At 71.6% G+C, this 13179-nt stretch carries 11 protein-coding genes; 4 read left to right on the top strand and 7 right to left on the bottom strand.

Going from position 1 to position 13179, the window contains the following annotated elements:
• Window positions 1-32 precede the first annotated feature (32 nt).
• A complete protein-coding gene (gene aceA, locus DDZ18_RS07100) occupies window positions 33-1331 on the bottom strand; it encodes an isocitrate lyase (RefSeq protein WP_109252671.1) in 1299 nt (432 codons plus the stop codon).
• Between the two features lie 134 nt (window positions 1332-1465).
• On the opposite strand from aceA, the gene DDZ18_RS07095 reads away from it, so the two are divergent.
• The 3 genes from DDZ18_RS07095 to DDZ18_RS07085 all read left to right on the top strand — a co-directional run bounded on the left by DDZ18_RS07095 (window position 1466) and on the right by DDZ18_RS07085 (window position 4570).
• Window positions 1466-2875: a helix-turn-helix domain-containing protein gene (locus DDZ18_RS07095; protein ID WP_109252670.1), complete on the top strand. Its 1410-nt coding sequence runs from the start codon at window positions 1466-1468 to the stop codon at window positions 2873-2875.
• A 74-nt stretch (window positions 2876-2949) separates the two neighbouring features.
• The gene (locus tag DDZ18_RS07090) at window positions 2950-4068 is read left to right on the top strand and encodes a BON domain-containing protein (protein WP_109252669.1); all 1119 of its coding nucleotides are present in this window, start codon (window positions 2950-2952) and stop codon (window positions 4066-4068) included.
• 1 nt (window position 4069) lies between these two features.
• The gene (locus DDZ18_RS07085; protein ID WP_109252668.1) at window positions 4070-4570 is read left to right on the top strand and encodes a hypothetical protein; all 501 of its coding nucleotides are present in this window, start codon (window positions 4070-4072) and stop codon (window positions 4568-4570) included.
• A 6-nt stretch (window positions 4571-4576) separates the two neighbouring features.
• Here the strand turns inward: DDZ18_RS07085 and meaB are convergent, their stop codons facing one another.
• The 4 genes from meaB to DDZ18_RS07065 are packed head-to-tail and all read right to left on the bottom strand — an operon-like array spanning window position 4577 to window position 6878.
• Entirely contained in the window at window positions 4577-5539 is a 963-nt protein-coding gene (gene meaB / locus DDZ18_RS07080) for a methylmalonyl Co-A mutase-associated GTPase MeaB (RefSeq protein ID WP_109252667.1), read from the bottom strand.
• Between the two features lie 50 nt (window positions 5540-5589).
• On the bottom strand, window positions 5590-6084 hold the full coding sequence (locus tag DDZ18_RS07075) for a CC0125/CC1285 family lipoprotein (protein WP_109252666.1): 495 nt from the start codon (window positions 6082-6084) through the stop codon (window positions 5590-5592).
• 3 nt (window positions 6085-6087) lie between these two features.
• Complete coding sequence (locus tag DDZ18_RS07070; protein WP_109252665.1) at window positions 6088-6561, bottom strand: hypothetical protein; 474 nt, start codon at window positions 6559-6561, stop codon at window positions 6088-6090.
• Window positions 6558-6878, bottom strand: coding sequence for a heavy metal-binding domain-containing protein (locus DDZ18_RS07065; protein WP_109252664.1), 321 nt, complete (start codon window positions 6876-6878; stop codon window positions 6558-6560). Before DDZ18_RS07065 ends, DDZ18_RS07070 begins: the two co-directional genes overlap by 4 nt.
• A 96-nt stretch (window positions 6879-6974) precedes the next feature.
• On the opposite strand from DDZ18_RS07065, the gene DDZ18_RS07060 reads away from it, so the two are divergent.
• On the top strand, window positions 6975-8213 hold the full coding sequence (locus DDZ18_RS07060) for a DUF445 domain-containing protein (protein ID WP_158272095.1): 1239 nt from the start codon (window positions 6975-6977) through the stop codon (window positions 8211-8213).
• 708 nt (window positions 8214-8921) lie between these two features.
• Here the strand turns inward: DDZ18_RS07060 and scpA are convergent.
• Window positions 8922-11060: a methylmalonyl-CoA mutase gene (scpA, locus tag DDZ18_RS07055; RefSeq protein ID WP_109252662.1), complete on the bottom strand. Its 2139-nt coding sequence runs from the start codon at window positions 11058-11060 to the stop codon at window positions 8922-8924.
• Window positions 11057-13027, bottom strand: coding sequence for a methylmalonyl-CoA mutase family protein (locus tag DDZ18_RS07050; RefSeq protein ID WP_109252661.1), 1971 nt, complete (start codon window positions 13025-13027; stop codon window positions 11057-11059). The genes scpA and DDZ18_RS07050 overlap by 4 nt, the downstream gene beginning before the upstream one ends.
• Window positions 13028-13179 lie beyond the last annotated feature (152 nt).

Here is a 13179-nt window from a genome sequence, read left to right as displayed (position 1 = left end):
CGCCGGCGGCTGCGTCGGCGTGCAGGCCCGCCTTATTCCGCCGCGACCGGACCCTTGAACTGATCGGTCTCGGTGGATGTCTCCATCGCGGTCGTCGAGGACAGCCCGCCCGAGAGCGTCGTGTTTACGCGGTCGAAATAGCCGGTGCCGACTTCGCGCTGGTGCCGCGTCGCGGTGTAGCCGTCGGTCTCGGAGGCGAACTCGGCCTGCTGCAGCTCGGAATACGCGCCCATGCCGCGATCGCGATAGCCGCGGGCGAGTTCGAACATGCCGTGATTGAGCTGGTGGAAACCGGCCAGCGTAACGAACTGGAACTTGTAGCCCATCGCGCCGAGCTCCTTCTGGAAGCGTTCGATCGTGGCCGGATCGAGATTGGCCTCCCAGTTGAAGGACGGCGAGCAATTGTACGCCAGCAGCTTGCCCGGATATTTCGCGTGGACGGCCTCGGCGAAGCGGCGCGCCTCGTCGAGATTGGGCTTCGAGGTCTCCCACCACAGAAGGTCGGCGTAGCGCGCATAGGCGAGTCCGCGCTTGATGCAGTGATCGACGCCGCGGCCGGGCTTGAGGCGGTAGAAGCCTTCCGAGGTGCGGCCGGCCTCGAAGTCGATGAATTCGTGGTCGCGCTCGTCGATGTCGGAATTGATCAGCGTGGCGGACTCCGCGTCCGTGCGCGCGACGATCAGGGTGGGCGTCCCCATGACGTCGGCGGCGAGCCGGGCGGCGTTGAGATTGCGCTCGTGCTGGGCGGTGGGAATGAGCACCTTGCCGCCGAGATGGCCGCACTTCTTCTCCGCGGCGACCTGGTCCTCGAAATGAACCCCGGCGACGCCGGCCTCGATGAAGGCCTTCATGATCTCGAAGCAGTTGAGCGTGCCGCCGAAGCCGGCCTCGGCGTCGGCGACGATCGGCGCGAACCAGTCGCGCGAGGCCTGGCCGGACTCGGCGACCTCGACCTGGTCGGCGCGCTGAAGCGTGCGGTTGATCTTGCGCGCCAGCTCCGGCGCCGAGTTGGCCGGGTAGAGCGACTGGTCGGGATACATCGCCCCGGCGGTGTTGGCGTCGGCGGCGACCTGCCAGCCGGAGAGATAGATCGCCTTGAGCCCGGCGCGCACCATCTGCATGGCCTGGTTGCCTGACAGCGCGCCGAGCGCATTGACGTATGGCTCGGACCGCAGGAGCTCCCAGAGCTTCACCGCGCCGCGCTCGGCGAGCGTGTGGGAGAGCTGGACGGAGCCGCGCAGCGCGACGACGTCGTCGGCGGTGTAGTTCCGCTCGACGCTCTCGAAGCGGTCGGACGCTGCGGCGGGAACGAGGTCCTGGAACGTGGTCATCGCGGAATCTCCTGATCGCTATGTAGTGTCAGTGTGACCGCCGCCGGTCGTCTGTCCATTCTTCGTTGCAAGAAAAGCGGATACGATGTACCGGTAATGACGATGAAAGAGTGTCAGTATGTAAAGAAAATGACATGACGGCGGAGCCGGAGAAGCTCTTCGCCGGCGCGCGGCTGCGCCGGCTGCGCCGCGATCTGGGCCTGACCCAGGCGGCCTTCGCCGAGTCGCTCGGCATCTCGCCCAGTTATCTGACCCTGCTCGAGCGCAACCAGCGGCCGGTCACCGCGCGCGTTCTGCTCGGGCTCGCCGACGCGTTCGACATCGATGTGCGCGCCTTCGCCGCCGAGACCGACCGGCAGCTGCTGACCGATCTGAGGGAGGCCGCCGCCGATCCGGTGCTGTCCGGCGTCGGGCTCGACGAGCGCGATCTGCGCGACCTTTCCGACGCCCATCCGCGGGCGGCCGAGGCGTTGTCGCGCCTGCACCAGGCCTATCGCGAGACCAACGCCGCGGCGGCCGACCTGGCCATCCGCGTCTCCGGCGGCGGCGACGCGGCGGGCGGCCTCTCGCCGCTGGAGGAAGTCCGCGACGCGCTCGATGCGGCGCAGAATCATTTCCCGGACCTCGAGACCGCCGCGGAGACGCTGCGCGCCCAGCTCGAGCCCGGCGATCTCATGGCGGGTCTGAACACGCGGCTGCGCGCCGAGCACGGCGCGGCGGTGCGCGTTTATGACGACGAGACGATGGGCGGGGCGTTGCGCCGCTTCGACTTCCACGCCCGCAAGCTGATGCTGTCGGAACGGCTCTCCCACGAGGCGCGCGTCTTTCACGCCGCGGTGACGCTGATCCTGCTGGAGGCGGGCGAGACGCTCGACGAGACGGCGGCGGGCGCCGAGCTGTCCGGCGACGACGCCCGGCGGCTGTTCCGCGCGAGCCTCGCCAACTATGCCGGTGCGGCGGTGATGATGCCCTATGACGCCTTCCGGGAGGCCGCGGAGAAGACCGGCTACGACATCGAGCGCCTGTGCGCCCGGTTCGACGCGAGCTTCGAGCAGGTCTGCCACCGGCTCACCACGCTCAACCGCCCCGGCGCGCGGGGCGTGGCCTTCTTCATGGTGCGCGTCGACCAGGCGGGAAACGTCTCGAAGCGCTTCGGCGGCGGCGTGCTGCCGTTCGCGCGCTCGGGCGGCGGCTGCGCGCGATGGCGCATCCACGACGCCTTCCGCATGCCCGAGCGCGTTCATGTCCAGCTTCTGGAGATGCCCGACGGGGCGCGCTTCCTGTCGATGGCGAAAGCCGTCGCCCGGCCGCTTCCCGGCGGCGGCTCCGCGCTCCAGGCGGTCGCCGTGGGCTGCGACGCCGCCGATGCGGACCGGCTGGTCTACGACCCCGGCAAGGCGGCCGAGCCGACCCCGGCCGGGATCGCCTGCCGGCTGTGCGAACGCGAGGACTGCGCCGAGCGCGCCTTTCCGCCCATGCAGCGCGCGCTGAAGCTCGATCCGCACGTGCGCGGCGCCGCCCCGTTCACCTTCTCGCGGGATTAGGCTTCCCGTCGCCCCGCCGGTTCGGTTTATGCTCGCGACCGGTTCACGCCCAAGCCGCCTCGGGAATGGTCTCCATGCTTTCGCCGCGACGCCAGACGCTGCTCATCGCGTTCGGTCTGTTCATCGTGCTCGCCGGTCTGGCCATCTACGCCAGCCCGCTGTCGGCCCGCTCGCTGGAAGCCCGGCTGCAGACGGCCGCCGAGGCTGCGCTGTACGACATTCGCGCCGACGAATGGGCGTCTCTGGAGATGAACGGCCAGGTCGCCATTCTCTCCGGACGCGCGCCCAACCGTCAGGCGCGCGACTCCGCGCTGGAGGCCGTGCGCACCGCGGCGTGGGCCGGCGGCGTCGTCGCCGGCGGCGTCACCAAGGTGGTCGACCTCACCCGGCTTCCCGCGTCCGACGCCGTGTTCGGCCTGCACGCCGACCTGATCGGCGGGCGGCTGACGCTGACCGGCTTCGCGCCCGACGCCGAAGGCCGCGACCGAATCGAGCAGGCCGCGCGGCGGCTGTTTTCGGAACGCGTCGACATCAGGCTCCAGCTGGCGCCCGGCGGCGCGCCCGAGGGCTGGGAGGCTACGGTCCGGCTGATGCTGTCGGAGCTCGCGCGCCTCGACGCCGGCGCGGCCGTGATGCGCGGCGACCGGGTCGCGCTCACCGGGCTGGCGGGCAACGCCCAGACCGCCGATCTCATCCGGGCGGCGTTCGACGATCCGCCGGAGGGCTTCGCCGCCGCCGCGCTCGTTCGCCCGGCCGGCGCGGCTTATGAGAGCCGGATCACGGACGCGCCGCTGTGCGAGCTGGCGATCACCGCCGCGCTGGGCCGGCGAGCGGTGGCGTTCTCGCCCGGCGGCGTCGGCATCGGCGAGCAGTCGCGCGCCGCGCTGCGCCGCGCCGGCGAGGCGTTCGCCCGTTGCGAGGACCTCGTCCTGACGGTTCGGGTGCGCGTCGCCGAAGGCGCGGACGCGGAGACGCTGGCGATCAGGCGCGCCGCGGCCATCGCCGACGCGCTGGCCGCCGGCGGCGCCGACCGCATGCTCATCGAGACGGCGACGGCGCCGCGCGAAGAAGAGCGCGCGCTCGCGTTCGAGGTGAACGCGCCGAATCCCGACCCGGGCGTCGAGGAAGACGACGGCGCGGACCAGGAAACCGAACCCGAATCGCAGGCGTTGAACGACGACGGAGGTGACTGAGATGCTCTGGCTGACTTGGCAGATGTGGATCCTGCTGCTGCTCGCCTTCGCCGGCGGCGTGATCGTGGGGTGGGTCGCGCGCGGCCAGTCCGACGCGCCCCGGCAGGCGTCCGCGCCGAGCCCCGCGCCGGCTCCCTCGACGGGCGCGACGGCCGAGGCCGCCGGTCCCGGGGCCTCAGCGCGCGCGCCCGAGCCTGAGGTGAAGCCGGCCCCGGTCGCCGCGTCGCCCTCGGGAGCCCCGTCCGCCGCGGCGGCGTCCTCCGTCGAACCTGAAGAGGAGGCGGCGCCGTCAGGCGGCGAGCCGGACGACCTCACCGAGATCAAGGGGCTGGGGCCGCGCGCCGCGGAGAAGCTCAAGGCGCTGGGCGTGACCCGGATCTCCGAGATCGCGGCCTGGAGCGAGTCCGACATCGATCACTACGACGCCGCCATCGATGGTCGCGGCCGGATCAGGCGAGACGACTGGGTGGCGCAGGCAAAAACGTTGACCGGCGGATCGTAATCCGCCTCAGCGCCATTCCCCGAGCAGCCGCTCGGCGGCCTCGCTCGCGGGCAGGCGGCCCTGCGCGACGGCGTCCTCGAGACCGGGCAGTGCGGCCTTCACGGCGGAGTCGGCTCTGAACGCCGCGACGACGCGTTCCTCGACCATGGCGTGGAACCAGCGCACCTGCTGGGCGCGGCGCTTCTCGTCGAGCGCGCCGGCGCGCTTGAGCGCGGCGCGGTGGGTCTCGATCGCCTCCCACAATGCGGCGATCCCGTCGCCCGACAGCGCCGAGCCGGTGAGTACGACCGGCGACCAGTGCGGCGAGGCCGGCGCCAGCAGGTGGAGCGCGGCCTCGAGATCCTTCGCCGAGCGCCGCGCGCGCGTCGCGTTCTCGCCCTCGGCCTTGTTGACGAACAGGATGTCGGCGAGCTCGATCAGCCCCTTCTTGATGCCCTGCAGCTCGTCGCCGGCGCCGGGCAGCATCATCGCGACGAAGACGTCGACCATGTCGGCGACGACGGTTTCCGACTGGCCCACGCCGACGGTCTCGACGATGACGACGTCATAGCCCGCCGCTTCGCACAGCAGCATGGATTCGCGGGTCTTTCCCGCCACCCCGCCGAGCGTGCCGGCGGCGGGCGAGGGGCGGATGAAGGCGTTGCGATCGGTCGCCAGCGCGCCCATGCGCGTCTTGTCGCCGAGGATGGAGCCCTTCGTGCGGGTCGAGGAGGGGTCGACGGCCAGGACGGCGACGCGATGACCCTCGCCGGTGAGCCTGGTTCCGAGCTTTTCGATCAGCGTCGACTTGCCGACCCCGGGCACGCCCGTCAGCCCGACGCGCCAGGCCTTGCCCGTCCGGTCCATGGCCGCGGTGAGCAGGGCGCGCGCCTCGGCCTGGTGGTCGACCTTCGTCGACTCAACGAGCGTGATCGCGCGCGCCAGGGCGGCGCGGTCGCCGGAGACGAGCTGGTCGGCGAGATCGCTCATGGGCGGCGGTTAAAGACGCTTCGCCCGCGCGAGGCAAGCCGCGCGAGAGCCTAGCCGGGCGTGAACCCGCTCAGGACCTCGCGTGCGTCGTAGACGCTTGGACGGGCGGGCGCCTCGCCGGAGCCGGCGATGATCTCGAGCGTGATCGTGGTGCGCCGCTCGCGGCCGGGACTGAAGCTGACGCCGAGCCCGACGCCGCTCGAGCTGTAGCCGCCCGATCCCACCGCGCCGCCGACCGCGCCGCCGACGCTGACCGGCGAGTCGCCGCTGCCCTCGCGGTCGCTGGCGCGGCGGACGATCTCGAACCACTCGTTTCCGCTCTCGAGGGTGAGCTCGGCGGCCCGCCTCAGCGCCAGGCGCTCGGCGGTGGCCGCGCTCGCGTCCGGTCCGGCGGTGAAGCTCACCCGCCAACGATCGCTCTCGATGCGCTGCTCGCTGTAGCCGATCGCGCGTTCGGTGTCGGCGGCGGGGCCGTAGACGGTCTGGGTGGCCGCGCAGGCCGCCAGCAGAACGGCGAGAAAACCGGCTTCGAGCAGTCGGGGCATGGATCAGTCCTCCGGATCCGCCGCGGCGGGCGCGTCGCGATAGCCCAGCTTGGCGATGATCAGCCCGACTGTGAAGCCCGCGAGCGCGCCGGCGGCGAGCATGGGGGGAACCACGCCCGTTTCGTCGGCGACGCCGAACCTGACGGATCGGAGCGGACCGAAGATCTGCGCGCTGAACATCAGGCCGGCCCCGGCTTCGAAGAGCCCCATGGCCAGGACGCCGCGCCGGCCTGTGAGATGGGCGAGCAGCCAGACGGCGAGGATCAGCGGGCCGCCAAGCAGGTAGCAGACGATCACGCTCACCACGAGCGTGCCGATGACGAGCGCCTCGCCCAGAACTTCGGCGCCCTCGGCGGGCAGGGCGGGAATGGCGGTCAGGAACGCCGCCGCGCCGATCAGCGCCGCGACCAGCGGCGCGAAGATCAGCGACAGGACGAGCCCGAGGGGATCGGCCCGGCGGGTCGGCGCCGGGCTCATCCCAGGCTCACCGCCGTGCCCGAGGCCGAGACCATCAGCATCGAGCCCTGCTGGCCGATCACCTCGTAGTCGAGGTCGACGCCCACCACGGCGTCGGCGCCCAGCCGGGACGCCTCGTCGGCCAGCTCCTGCAGCGCGATTTCGCGCGCCTCGCGCAGCGATTTCTCGTAGCTGCCCGAGCGCCCGCCGACGAGATCGCGGATGCCGGCGAACATGTCTCGGAAGACATGCGCGCCGAGAATGGCCTCGCCGGTGACGACGCCGTGATAGTCGCGGATGGGCTTGCCTTCGACCGACGGCGTGGTGGTGACGATCATGCGGGTCTCCTGCTGGCTGTCTGCGGCCGAGCCTAGCCGAGCCCGCGGCGCGACGACACCGCGCGGCCGATCCGGACTCGCGTTATGAGTCGAACGATGACGAGCCCCGGCTTCACCCCGACGGCGCGCATGCGCATCGCCGCCACGATGGCGCTGATCGTGATGGCGGCCGTGTTCGCCGCGACCCATGTCTGGGGGCGCGACGAAGGCGTGTGGGGCTATGTCCGCGCCTTCGCCGAAGCCGGGCTGGTGGGCGGGCTCGCCGACTGGTTCGCGGTGACCGCCATCTTCCGCCGGCCGCTGGGCCTGCCCATCCCCCACACGGCGGTCATTCCCCGCAACAAGCAGCGCATCGCCGACGCCGTCGGGCGCTTCATCGCGGAGAATTTCCTCGATCCCGCGCTGGTGGCCGAGCGGCTGGAGGACGGCGATCCCGGCGCGCGCATCGGCGAATGGCTCGCCGACCGCTCCCAGGCCGACCGGCTCGCCCGCGGCCTCGTCGCCGCCGCGCCCGACCTGCTCTCATTGCTGGATGACGAGGCGGTCGCGCGCTTCTGGCGCCGGCGCGTCGCCGAGCAGACGACCGGCGCGCGGATCGCGCCGGTCGTCGGTTCGGTGCTGGAGGCGCTCACCGCCGAGGGCAAGCACCAGATCCTGCTGAACGCCGCGCTCAAGGAAGGCTTCGCCGCGCTGGAGACCCACGAGGAGCGCATCCGCGCCGCGGTGCGCGAGCAGAGCCATGCCGTGCTGCGCTTCACCCGCATGGACCGCAAGGTCGCCGACGGGCTGATCGGCGCCATCGAGGACCTGCTCCACGACATGGCCGTCGAGCCCGACCATCCCGCGCGCAAGCGGCTGACCGAGATCGTCGAGGACTTCGCCCGCGACCTGCGCGAGGACGCCGCGCTGCAGGCGCGCCTGGAGCGGATCGTCGCCGAGGCGCTCGCCCATCCCGCGCTCGCCGACGTCGCCGACCAGGGCTGGCGCGAGGCCAGGGCCGCCGTCATCGCCGACGCCGGCAAGGGCGCGGACTCGAAGGCGGCCGGCTGGATCGCCGACGGGCTCGCAGGGCTCGGCGAGGCGATCCTGTCCGACGCCGAGGCGCGCGCGGCCTTCAACGCGCGGCTCCGCCCCGCGCTCGTCCATCTCGCCGAGCGCCACGGCCGCGACGTCGCGCGCATCGTCTCGGAGACCATCGCGAGCTGGGACGCCGACACCGTGGTGGACAAGCTCGAGGCCAATGTCGGCCGCGACCTGCAGTATATCCGCCTCAACGGCACGCTGATCGGCGGCCTCGTCGGCGTGACCCTGCACGCGCTGACGACGTGGGTGTGAGATTTCACCCTCCCTCCCCCTCGTGGGGAGGGTGGCCCGGCCGCAGGCCGGGTCGGGTGGGGGGCGAGCGTAGAGCGCCCTTCGGCCGTCACCCCACCCTGGCCGCTTCGCGGCCTTCCCTCCCCATCAAGGGGAGGGAGGGCGATTCAGCCCCCTCGGCCTCGCACTTGCCCGCCCTCGCGCAGGCGAGCGATCCGGAGGCCCGGAAGGGCGGCCAAGTCCACTGGCCCGGCCGCACGGGCGTCATGGGGCGATCGGCGGCCGCTCATCGCCGCGCCGGCGACTCCCTCCCCTCGAGGGGAGGGTGAGGGTGGGGTGAGGCTTGTCCTGAACCCCGGCCGACCCCGGACTCGATCCGGGGGAGAGCCGGGGCCTCCGGGAGAACAATCGCCGGGAGGTCCCGGATCGCGCCTTCGGCGCGTCCGGGATTTCAGCCCCGCCCCGGCCTCACCCCCATCAAGGGGAGGGAGGCGATGGCGGCGCTCGCGCGTCAAATGCTCAGCGCCCGGCGCTCCGCCGGCCGGAGCCGCGGAGGGAGAAGGACGAAGGGGCGCGCGGGAGCAGTCTCGCGAGTTGATGGTGGGCCTATATCGTCATGGCCGGACTTGTTCCGGCCATCCAGTCGATGCGGCCTGGATCACCGGGACAAGCCCGGTGATGACGGGACGCAGCTGTGGTCCGTTCGCGAGTCCGACTGAGCGCAGGCGCCTAATCCCGCCCCTCCATCCGCTCGATCAGTTCCACGGCGGCGTCGGCGATCACCGTGCCCGGCGGGAAGACGGCCGCCGCGCCCATCTGCTTCAAGGTGTCGACGTCCTCGGGCGGGATGACGCCGCCCACCACGATGAGCATGTCCTCGCGGCCGTGATCGGCGAGCGCGGCCTTCAATTCCGGCACGAGCGTGAGATGGCCCGCCGCCAGCGAGGAGGCGGCGACGACGTGGACGTCGTTCTCGATCGCCTGCATGGCGGCTTCTTCGGGCGTCTGGAAGAGCGGGCCGATATCGACGTCCCAGCCGAGATCGGCGAAGGCCGAGGCGACGACCTTCTGGCCGCGGTCATGGCCGTCCTGGCCCATCTTGGCGATGAGGATGCGCGGCCGCCGGCCCTCGGTCTCCGCGAAGCGGTCGGCGGCCTCGAGCGCGGCCTTCACCTTCGCGTCGTCGCCGGACGTCTTCAAATACACCCCCTGGACGGACTGGATCTCGGCGGTGTGGCGACCGTAGGCGGTTTCGAGCGCATCGGAAATCTCCCCGACGGTGGCGTGGGCCCGCGCCGCGGCGACGGCCAGCTCAAGCAGATTGCCGGAGCCCTCGTCGGCGGCCTTCGCGAGCGCGGCGAGGGCGGCGTCGACATCGGCGGGGTCGCGCTCGGCGCGGAGCCTCTTCAGCTTTTCGATCTGCTCGGCCCGGACCTTGGCGTTGTCGACCTTGAGCACGGGCACGTCCTCGGGCTCGGTCAGGCGGAACTTGTTGACGCCGACGATGGTCTGCTGGCCGCTGTCGATGCGCGCCTGGGCCTTCGCCGCGGCCTCCTCGATGCGGAGCTTGGGCGTGCCTTCCTCGATCGCCTTCGCCATGCCGCCGAGCTCGTCGATCTCGTGGATATGATCGAGCGCGCGCGCGGCGAGATCGTGGGTCAGCCGCTCGACATAAAAGCTGCCGCCCCAGGGATCGATGGCGTCGGTCATGTGGGCTTCGCTGGCGAGCACGAGCTGGGTGTTGCGCGCGATGCGCGCGGAGAAGTCGGTCGGCAGCGCCAGCGCCTCGTCAAGCGAGTTGGTGTGCAGCGACTGGGTGTGGCCGTCGACGGCGGCCATCGCCTCGATCGCGGTGCGCGCGACATTGTTGAACACGTCCTGGGCGGTGAGCGACCAGCCCGAGGTCTGGCAGTGCGTGCGCAGCGACAGCGATTTCGGGTTCTGCGGCTGGAAGCGCTCGCGCATCAGCTTGGCCCAGATGAGGCGGGCGGCGCGCAGCTTGGCGATCTCCATGAAATAATTCATCGAGATGCCGAAGAAGAAGGACAGGCGCGGCGCGAAGGCGTCGACGTCGAGACCGGCGTCGACGCCGGCCTTCACGTATTCCAGCCCGTCGGCGATGGTGTAGGCGAGCTCGATGTCGGCCGGCGCGCCGGCCTCGAGCATGTGGTAGCCCGAGATCGAGATCGAGTTGAAGCGCGGCATCTCCTTCGCCGTGTAGGCCATGATGTCGGAGACGATCCGCATCGAGGGGCCCGGCGGGTAGATGTAGGTGTTGCGCACCATGAACTCTTTCAGGATGTCGTTCTGGATCGTGCCTGAAAGCTTCGTGTGCGAAACGCCTTGTTCCTCGGCGGCGGCGATATAGAGCGCCATCACCGGCAGGACCGCGCCGTTCATCGTCATCGACACGCTCATCTCGCCGAGCGGGATGCCGTCGAACAGCTCGCGCATGTCGAGGATGGAATCGATGGCCACGCCGGCCATGCCGACATCGCCCTTCACCCGGGGATTGTCGGAATCGTAGCCGCGATGGGTCGCGAGATCGAAGGCGATCGACAGCCCCTTCTGTCCGGCGGCGAGATTGCGCCGGTAGAAGGCGTTGGAGTCCCTCGCCGTCGAGAATCCGGCGTATTGCCGGATGGTCCACGGGCGCTGGACGTACATGGTCGGGTAGGGGCCGCGCACGTAGGGCGCGATCCCCGGCCGGCCGTCGACGAAGTCGAGCGCTTCGCGGTCGGATTCGGAATAGGCCGGCTTGACCGCGATCCCCTCCGGGGTGCGCCAGGCGTCGCGCGTCGCGGCCTCGCCCTCGCCGTTATGGGCGGGCTCGAGATCGATGGCGGTGAAGTCGGGATGCCGGGTCATGCCTTCACTCCCGTCGCCGCGTGCGCTCTGGCGAGATCGTCCAGCGCATTGCTTCGCATATGAATATAGTGGTCGACGCCGGCGATGTCGGCGGGCTTTCCGGCGACCCAGACGGCGTCCGCGCCAGCGGCTCTCAGCGCCTTGGCGAGATCGGCGGCGTCGGCTTCGTAGGCGGCGTCGGTTCCGCAGATGACGGCGAGCTGCGCGCCGGAGTCCGCGAAGGCTTTTACCGTCGCTTCGACCGACTCCCGCGCCTCCGCGCCCGTCGCTTCCACGCCGCCGGCGGCGAGCCGGTTTTCGGCGAAGGTCGCGCGCGCGTTGAAGTCGGCCAGCCCGCCCAGCGTCGCGAGGAAGGCCCGCGGCCGCGCGCCCGTTTTCTCGGCGAAGGCGTCGGCGGCGTCGCGCAGCGCCTCGAAGGGTTCGGCGAAGCGCATAAAGGCGACCGGCTCCCATTCCGGCTCGGGCGTCGAGAGCGGGCGGATCTGCGCGCCGGACCTGGCCGCGGCGATCTTGCCCGCGAAGGGCTGCGGCTCGAGTTCGGGCGCGTCGAGCGCGGGCGGGGCGTAGTCGCGCGGCAGCGTCTCGATCGGCTCGGCGCCGAGGACGGGATACTGGCTCAGCCCGATCAGCGACTCCCGGCCCTCGGCGTAGGCTGTCTCGCGCTGCGCGCGGACCTTCGCGATCTCGGCCTGCAGCCAGCCGGCCTTGACGGTCTCGAACAGGCCGCCGCGGCGCTCGATCTCCTGGAACACGCCCCAGCCGGCTTCGGCCAGGCGCGCGCCCAGCGTCTCGTGCAGATACCCGCCGCCGGCCGGATCGGCGACCTTGCCGATATGACTTTCCTCGGCCAGCAGGATCTGGAGATTGCGCGCCAGCCGCCGGGCGAAACTCGTCGGCCGGCCGGGCCGGGCGTGGGTGAGCGGGCGCACGGTGATCGAATCCGCCCCGCCGGCCGCCGCGCCGAGGGCGGCGCAGCTCACGCGGATCAGGTTCGTCCAGGGATCGCGCGCGGTCATCATCCGCGCCGAGGTGTGGACGTGGACGCGCATGCCGCGGGCTGCCGGCGAGCAGCCGAAGCTCTCCGTCACCCGCGCCCAGACGCGCCGCGCCGCGCGCAGCTTGGCGATGGTGAGATGGATGTCGGCGTCCGCGGAGAGGGAGAAGACGAGCGCGTTCGCCGCCTGGTCGGGGCTCAGTCCGTGATCGAGGAAGACGCGCATGTAGGAGGCGCCGCCGGCCGCGCAGAAGGCGATCTCCTGGGCTTCCGAGCCGCCGGCCTCGTGCGGCGCGCCGGCGGTGATGTCGACGACGCCGAGGCGGGGGAAAGTCTCCGCGCAATACGCCGCCGCCTCGGCGGTGCGCTTCAGGCGGTCGGGCAGCTTCTCCGCGCCGCCGCCGAGCCGCGACTTGCGCCCGATCGGCGACAGGCCGAGCCCGCCGTGAAGGTTTGTCCCGTCGAGCCCGGCGTCTTCAAAGAGCGCCAGCAGCATCGCACCGTATTGCGGGTTGAGCCGCGCCGGCGCGAGATGAACCGGGGCGAGATCGAGCAGGACGCCGTCGAGCGTGCGCTTGAGCTCGTCGAGCGTGCGCACCGCCACGCCGTCCTCTCCCGCGGGGTCGAGCCTCAATTCGATCTCGCTCGCGCCGCCGTGCAGCTCGTCGAGAATCGCGGCGTTGGCGTCGGCCGGATCCGGGTCGTCGACCGCCTGGCGGATCCCCCAGGGCAGGTGTGCATCGCGCTCGGCGGCGAGCCCGCGAACGAAGGGCGCTGCGCCGGGCGCGCCGGCGGCCTCGACATCGGCGAGATCGCCGCGCGCGAACAGCGGGCCGCGGGCGATTCCGTCGACGGTGCGCCGGACCAGCCGGTCGAAATCGGCGCCCTTGAGCGCTTCGTCTGCGAGGGCGCGCCATTCGGCGTCGTCGGCCGGCGGAAATCCCTCGGCCATGGGGCGGATAGCTTCGGTCATGCGCACTTCCCTACACCGGACGGGGCCGGGAGGTAAGGCGCGGGAAAACCGTCGCGTCAAGCGCGCGGTCGCGCCGGGGAGGCTCGTCGCGCCAATCCCCGGCGTCCCGACGGGGCTTAGCCTTGAACGCGCCGCGAAGCGCGAAAGGAACA

The sequence above is a fragment of the Marinicauda salina genome, from assembly GCF_003122085.1.
GTDB classification, from domain to species: Bacteria; Pseudomonadota; Alphaproteobacteria; order Caulobacterales; family Maricaulaceae; genus Maricicauda_A; species Maricicauda_A salina.
Note: the sequence above shows the minus strand (reverse complement) of the source record. Positions and strands in the feature narration are given on the sequence as shown.

What these genes read in the sequence shown, in the direction of transcription:
- aceA (WP_109252671.1), bottom strand. Translation starts at nt 1,331, where the DNA reads ATGACCACGTTCCAGGACCTCGTTCCCGCCGCAGCGTCCGACCGCTTC.
- DDZ18_RS07095 (WP_109252670.1), top strand. Translation starts at nt 1,466, where the DNA reads ATGACGGCGGAGCCGGAGAAGCTCTTCGCCGGCGCGCGGCTGCGCCGG.
- DDZ18_RS07090 (WP_109252669.1), top strand. Translation starts at nt 2,950, where the DNA reads ATGCTTTCGCCGCGACGCCAGACGCTGCTCATCGCGTTCGGTCTGTTC.
- DDZ18_RS07085 (WP_109252668.1), top strand. Translation starts at nt 4,070, where the DNA reads ATGCTCTGGCTGACTTGGCAGATGTGGATCCTGCTGCTGCTCGCCTTC.
- meaB (WP_109252667.1), bottom strand. Translation starts at nt 5,539, where the DNA reads ATGAGCGATCTCGCCGACCAGCTCGTCTCCGGCGACCGCGCCGCCCTG.
- DDZ18_RS07075 (WP_109252666.1), bottom strand. Translation starts at nt 6,084, where the DNA reads ATGCCCCGACTGCTCGAAGCCGGTTTTCTCGCCGTTCTGCTGGCGGCC.
- DDZ18_RS07070 (WP_109252665.1), bottom strand. Translation starts at nt 6,561, where the DNA reads ATGAGCCCGGCGCCGACCCGCCGGGCCGATCCCCTCGGGCTCGTCCTG.
- DDZ18_RS07065 (WP_109252664.1), bottom strand. Translation starts at nt 6,878, where the DNA reads ATGATCGTCACCACCACGCCGTCGGTCGAAGGCAAGCCCATCCGCGAC.
- DDZ18_RS07060 (WP_158272095.1), top strand. Translation starts at nt 6,975, where the DNA reads ATGACGAGCCCCGGCTTCACCCCGACGGCGCGCATGCGCATCGCCGCC.
- scpA (WP_109252662.1), bottom strand. Translation starts at nt 11,060, where the DNA reads ATGACCCGGCATCCCGACTTCACCGCCATCGATCTCGAGCCCGCCCAT.
- DDZ18_RS07050 (WP_109252661.1), bottom strand. Translation starts at nt 13,027, where the DNA reads ATGACCGAAGCTATCCGCCCCATGGCCGAGGGATTTCCGCCGGCCGAC.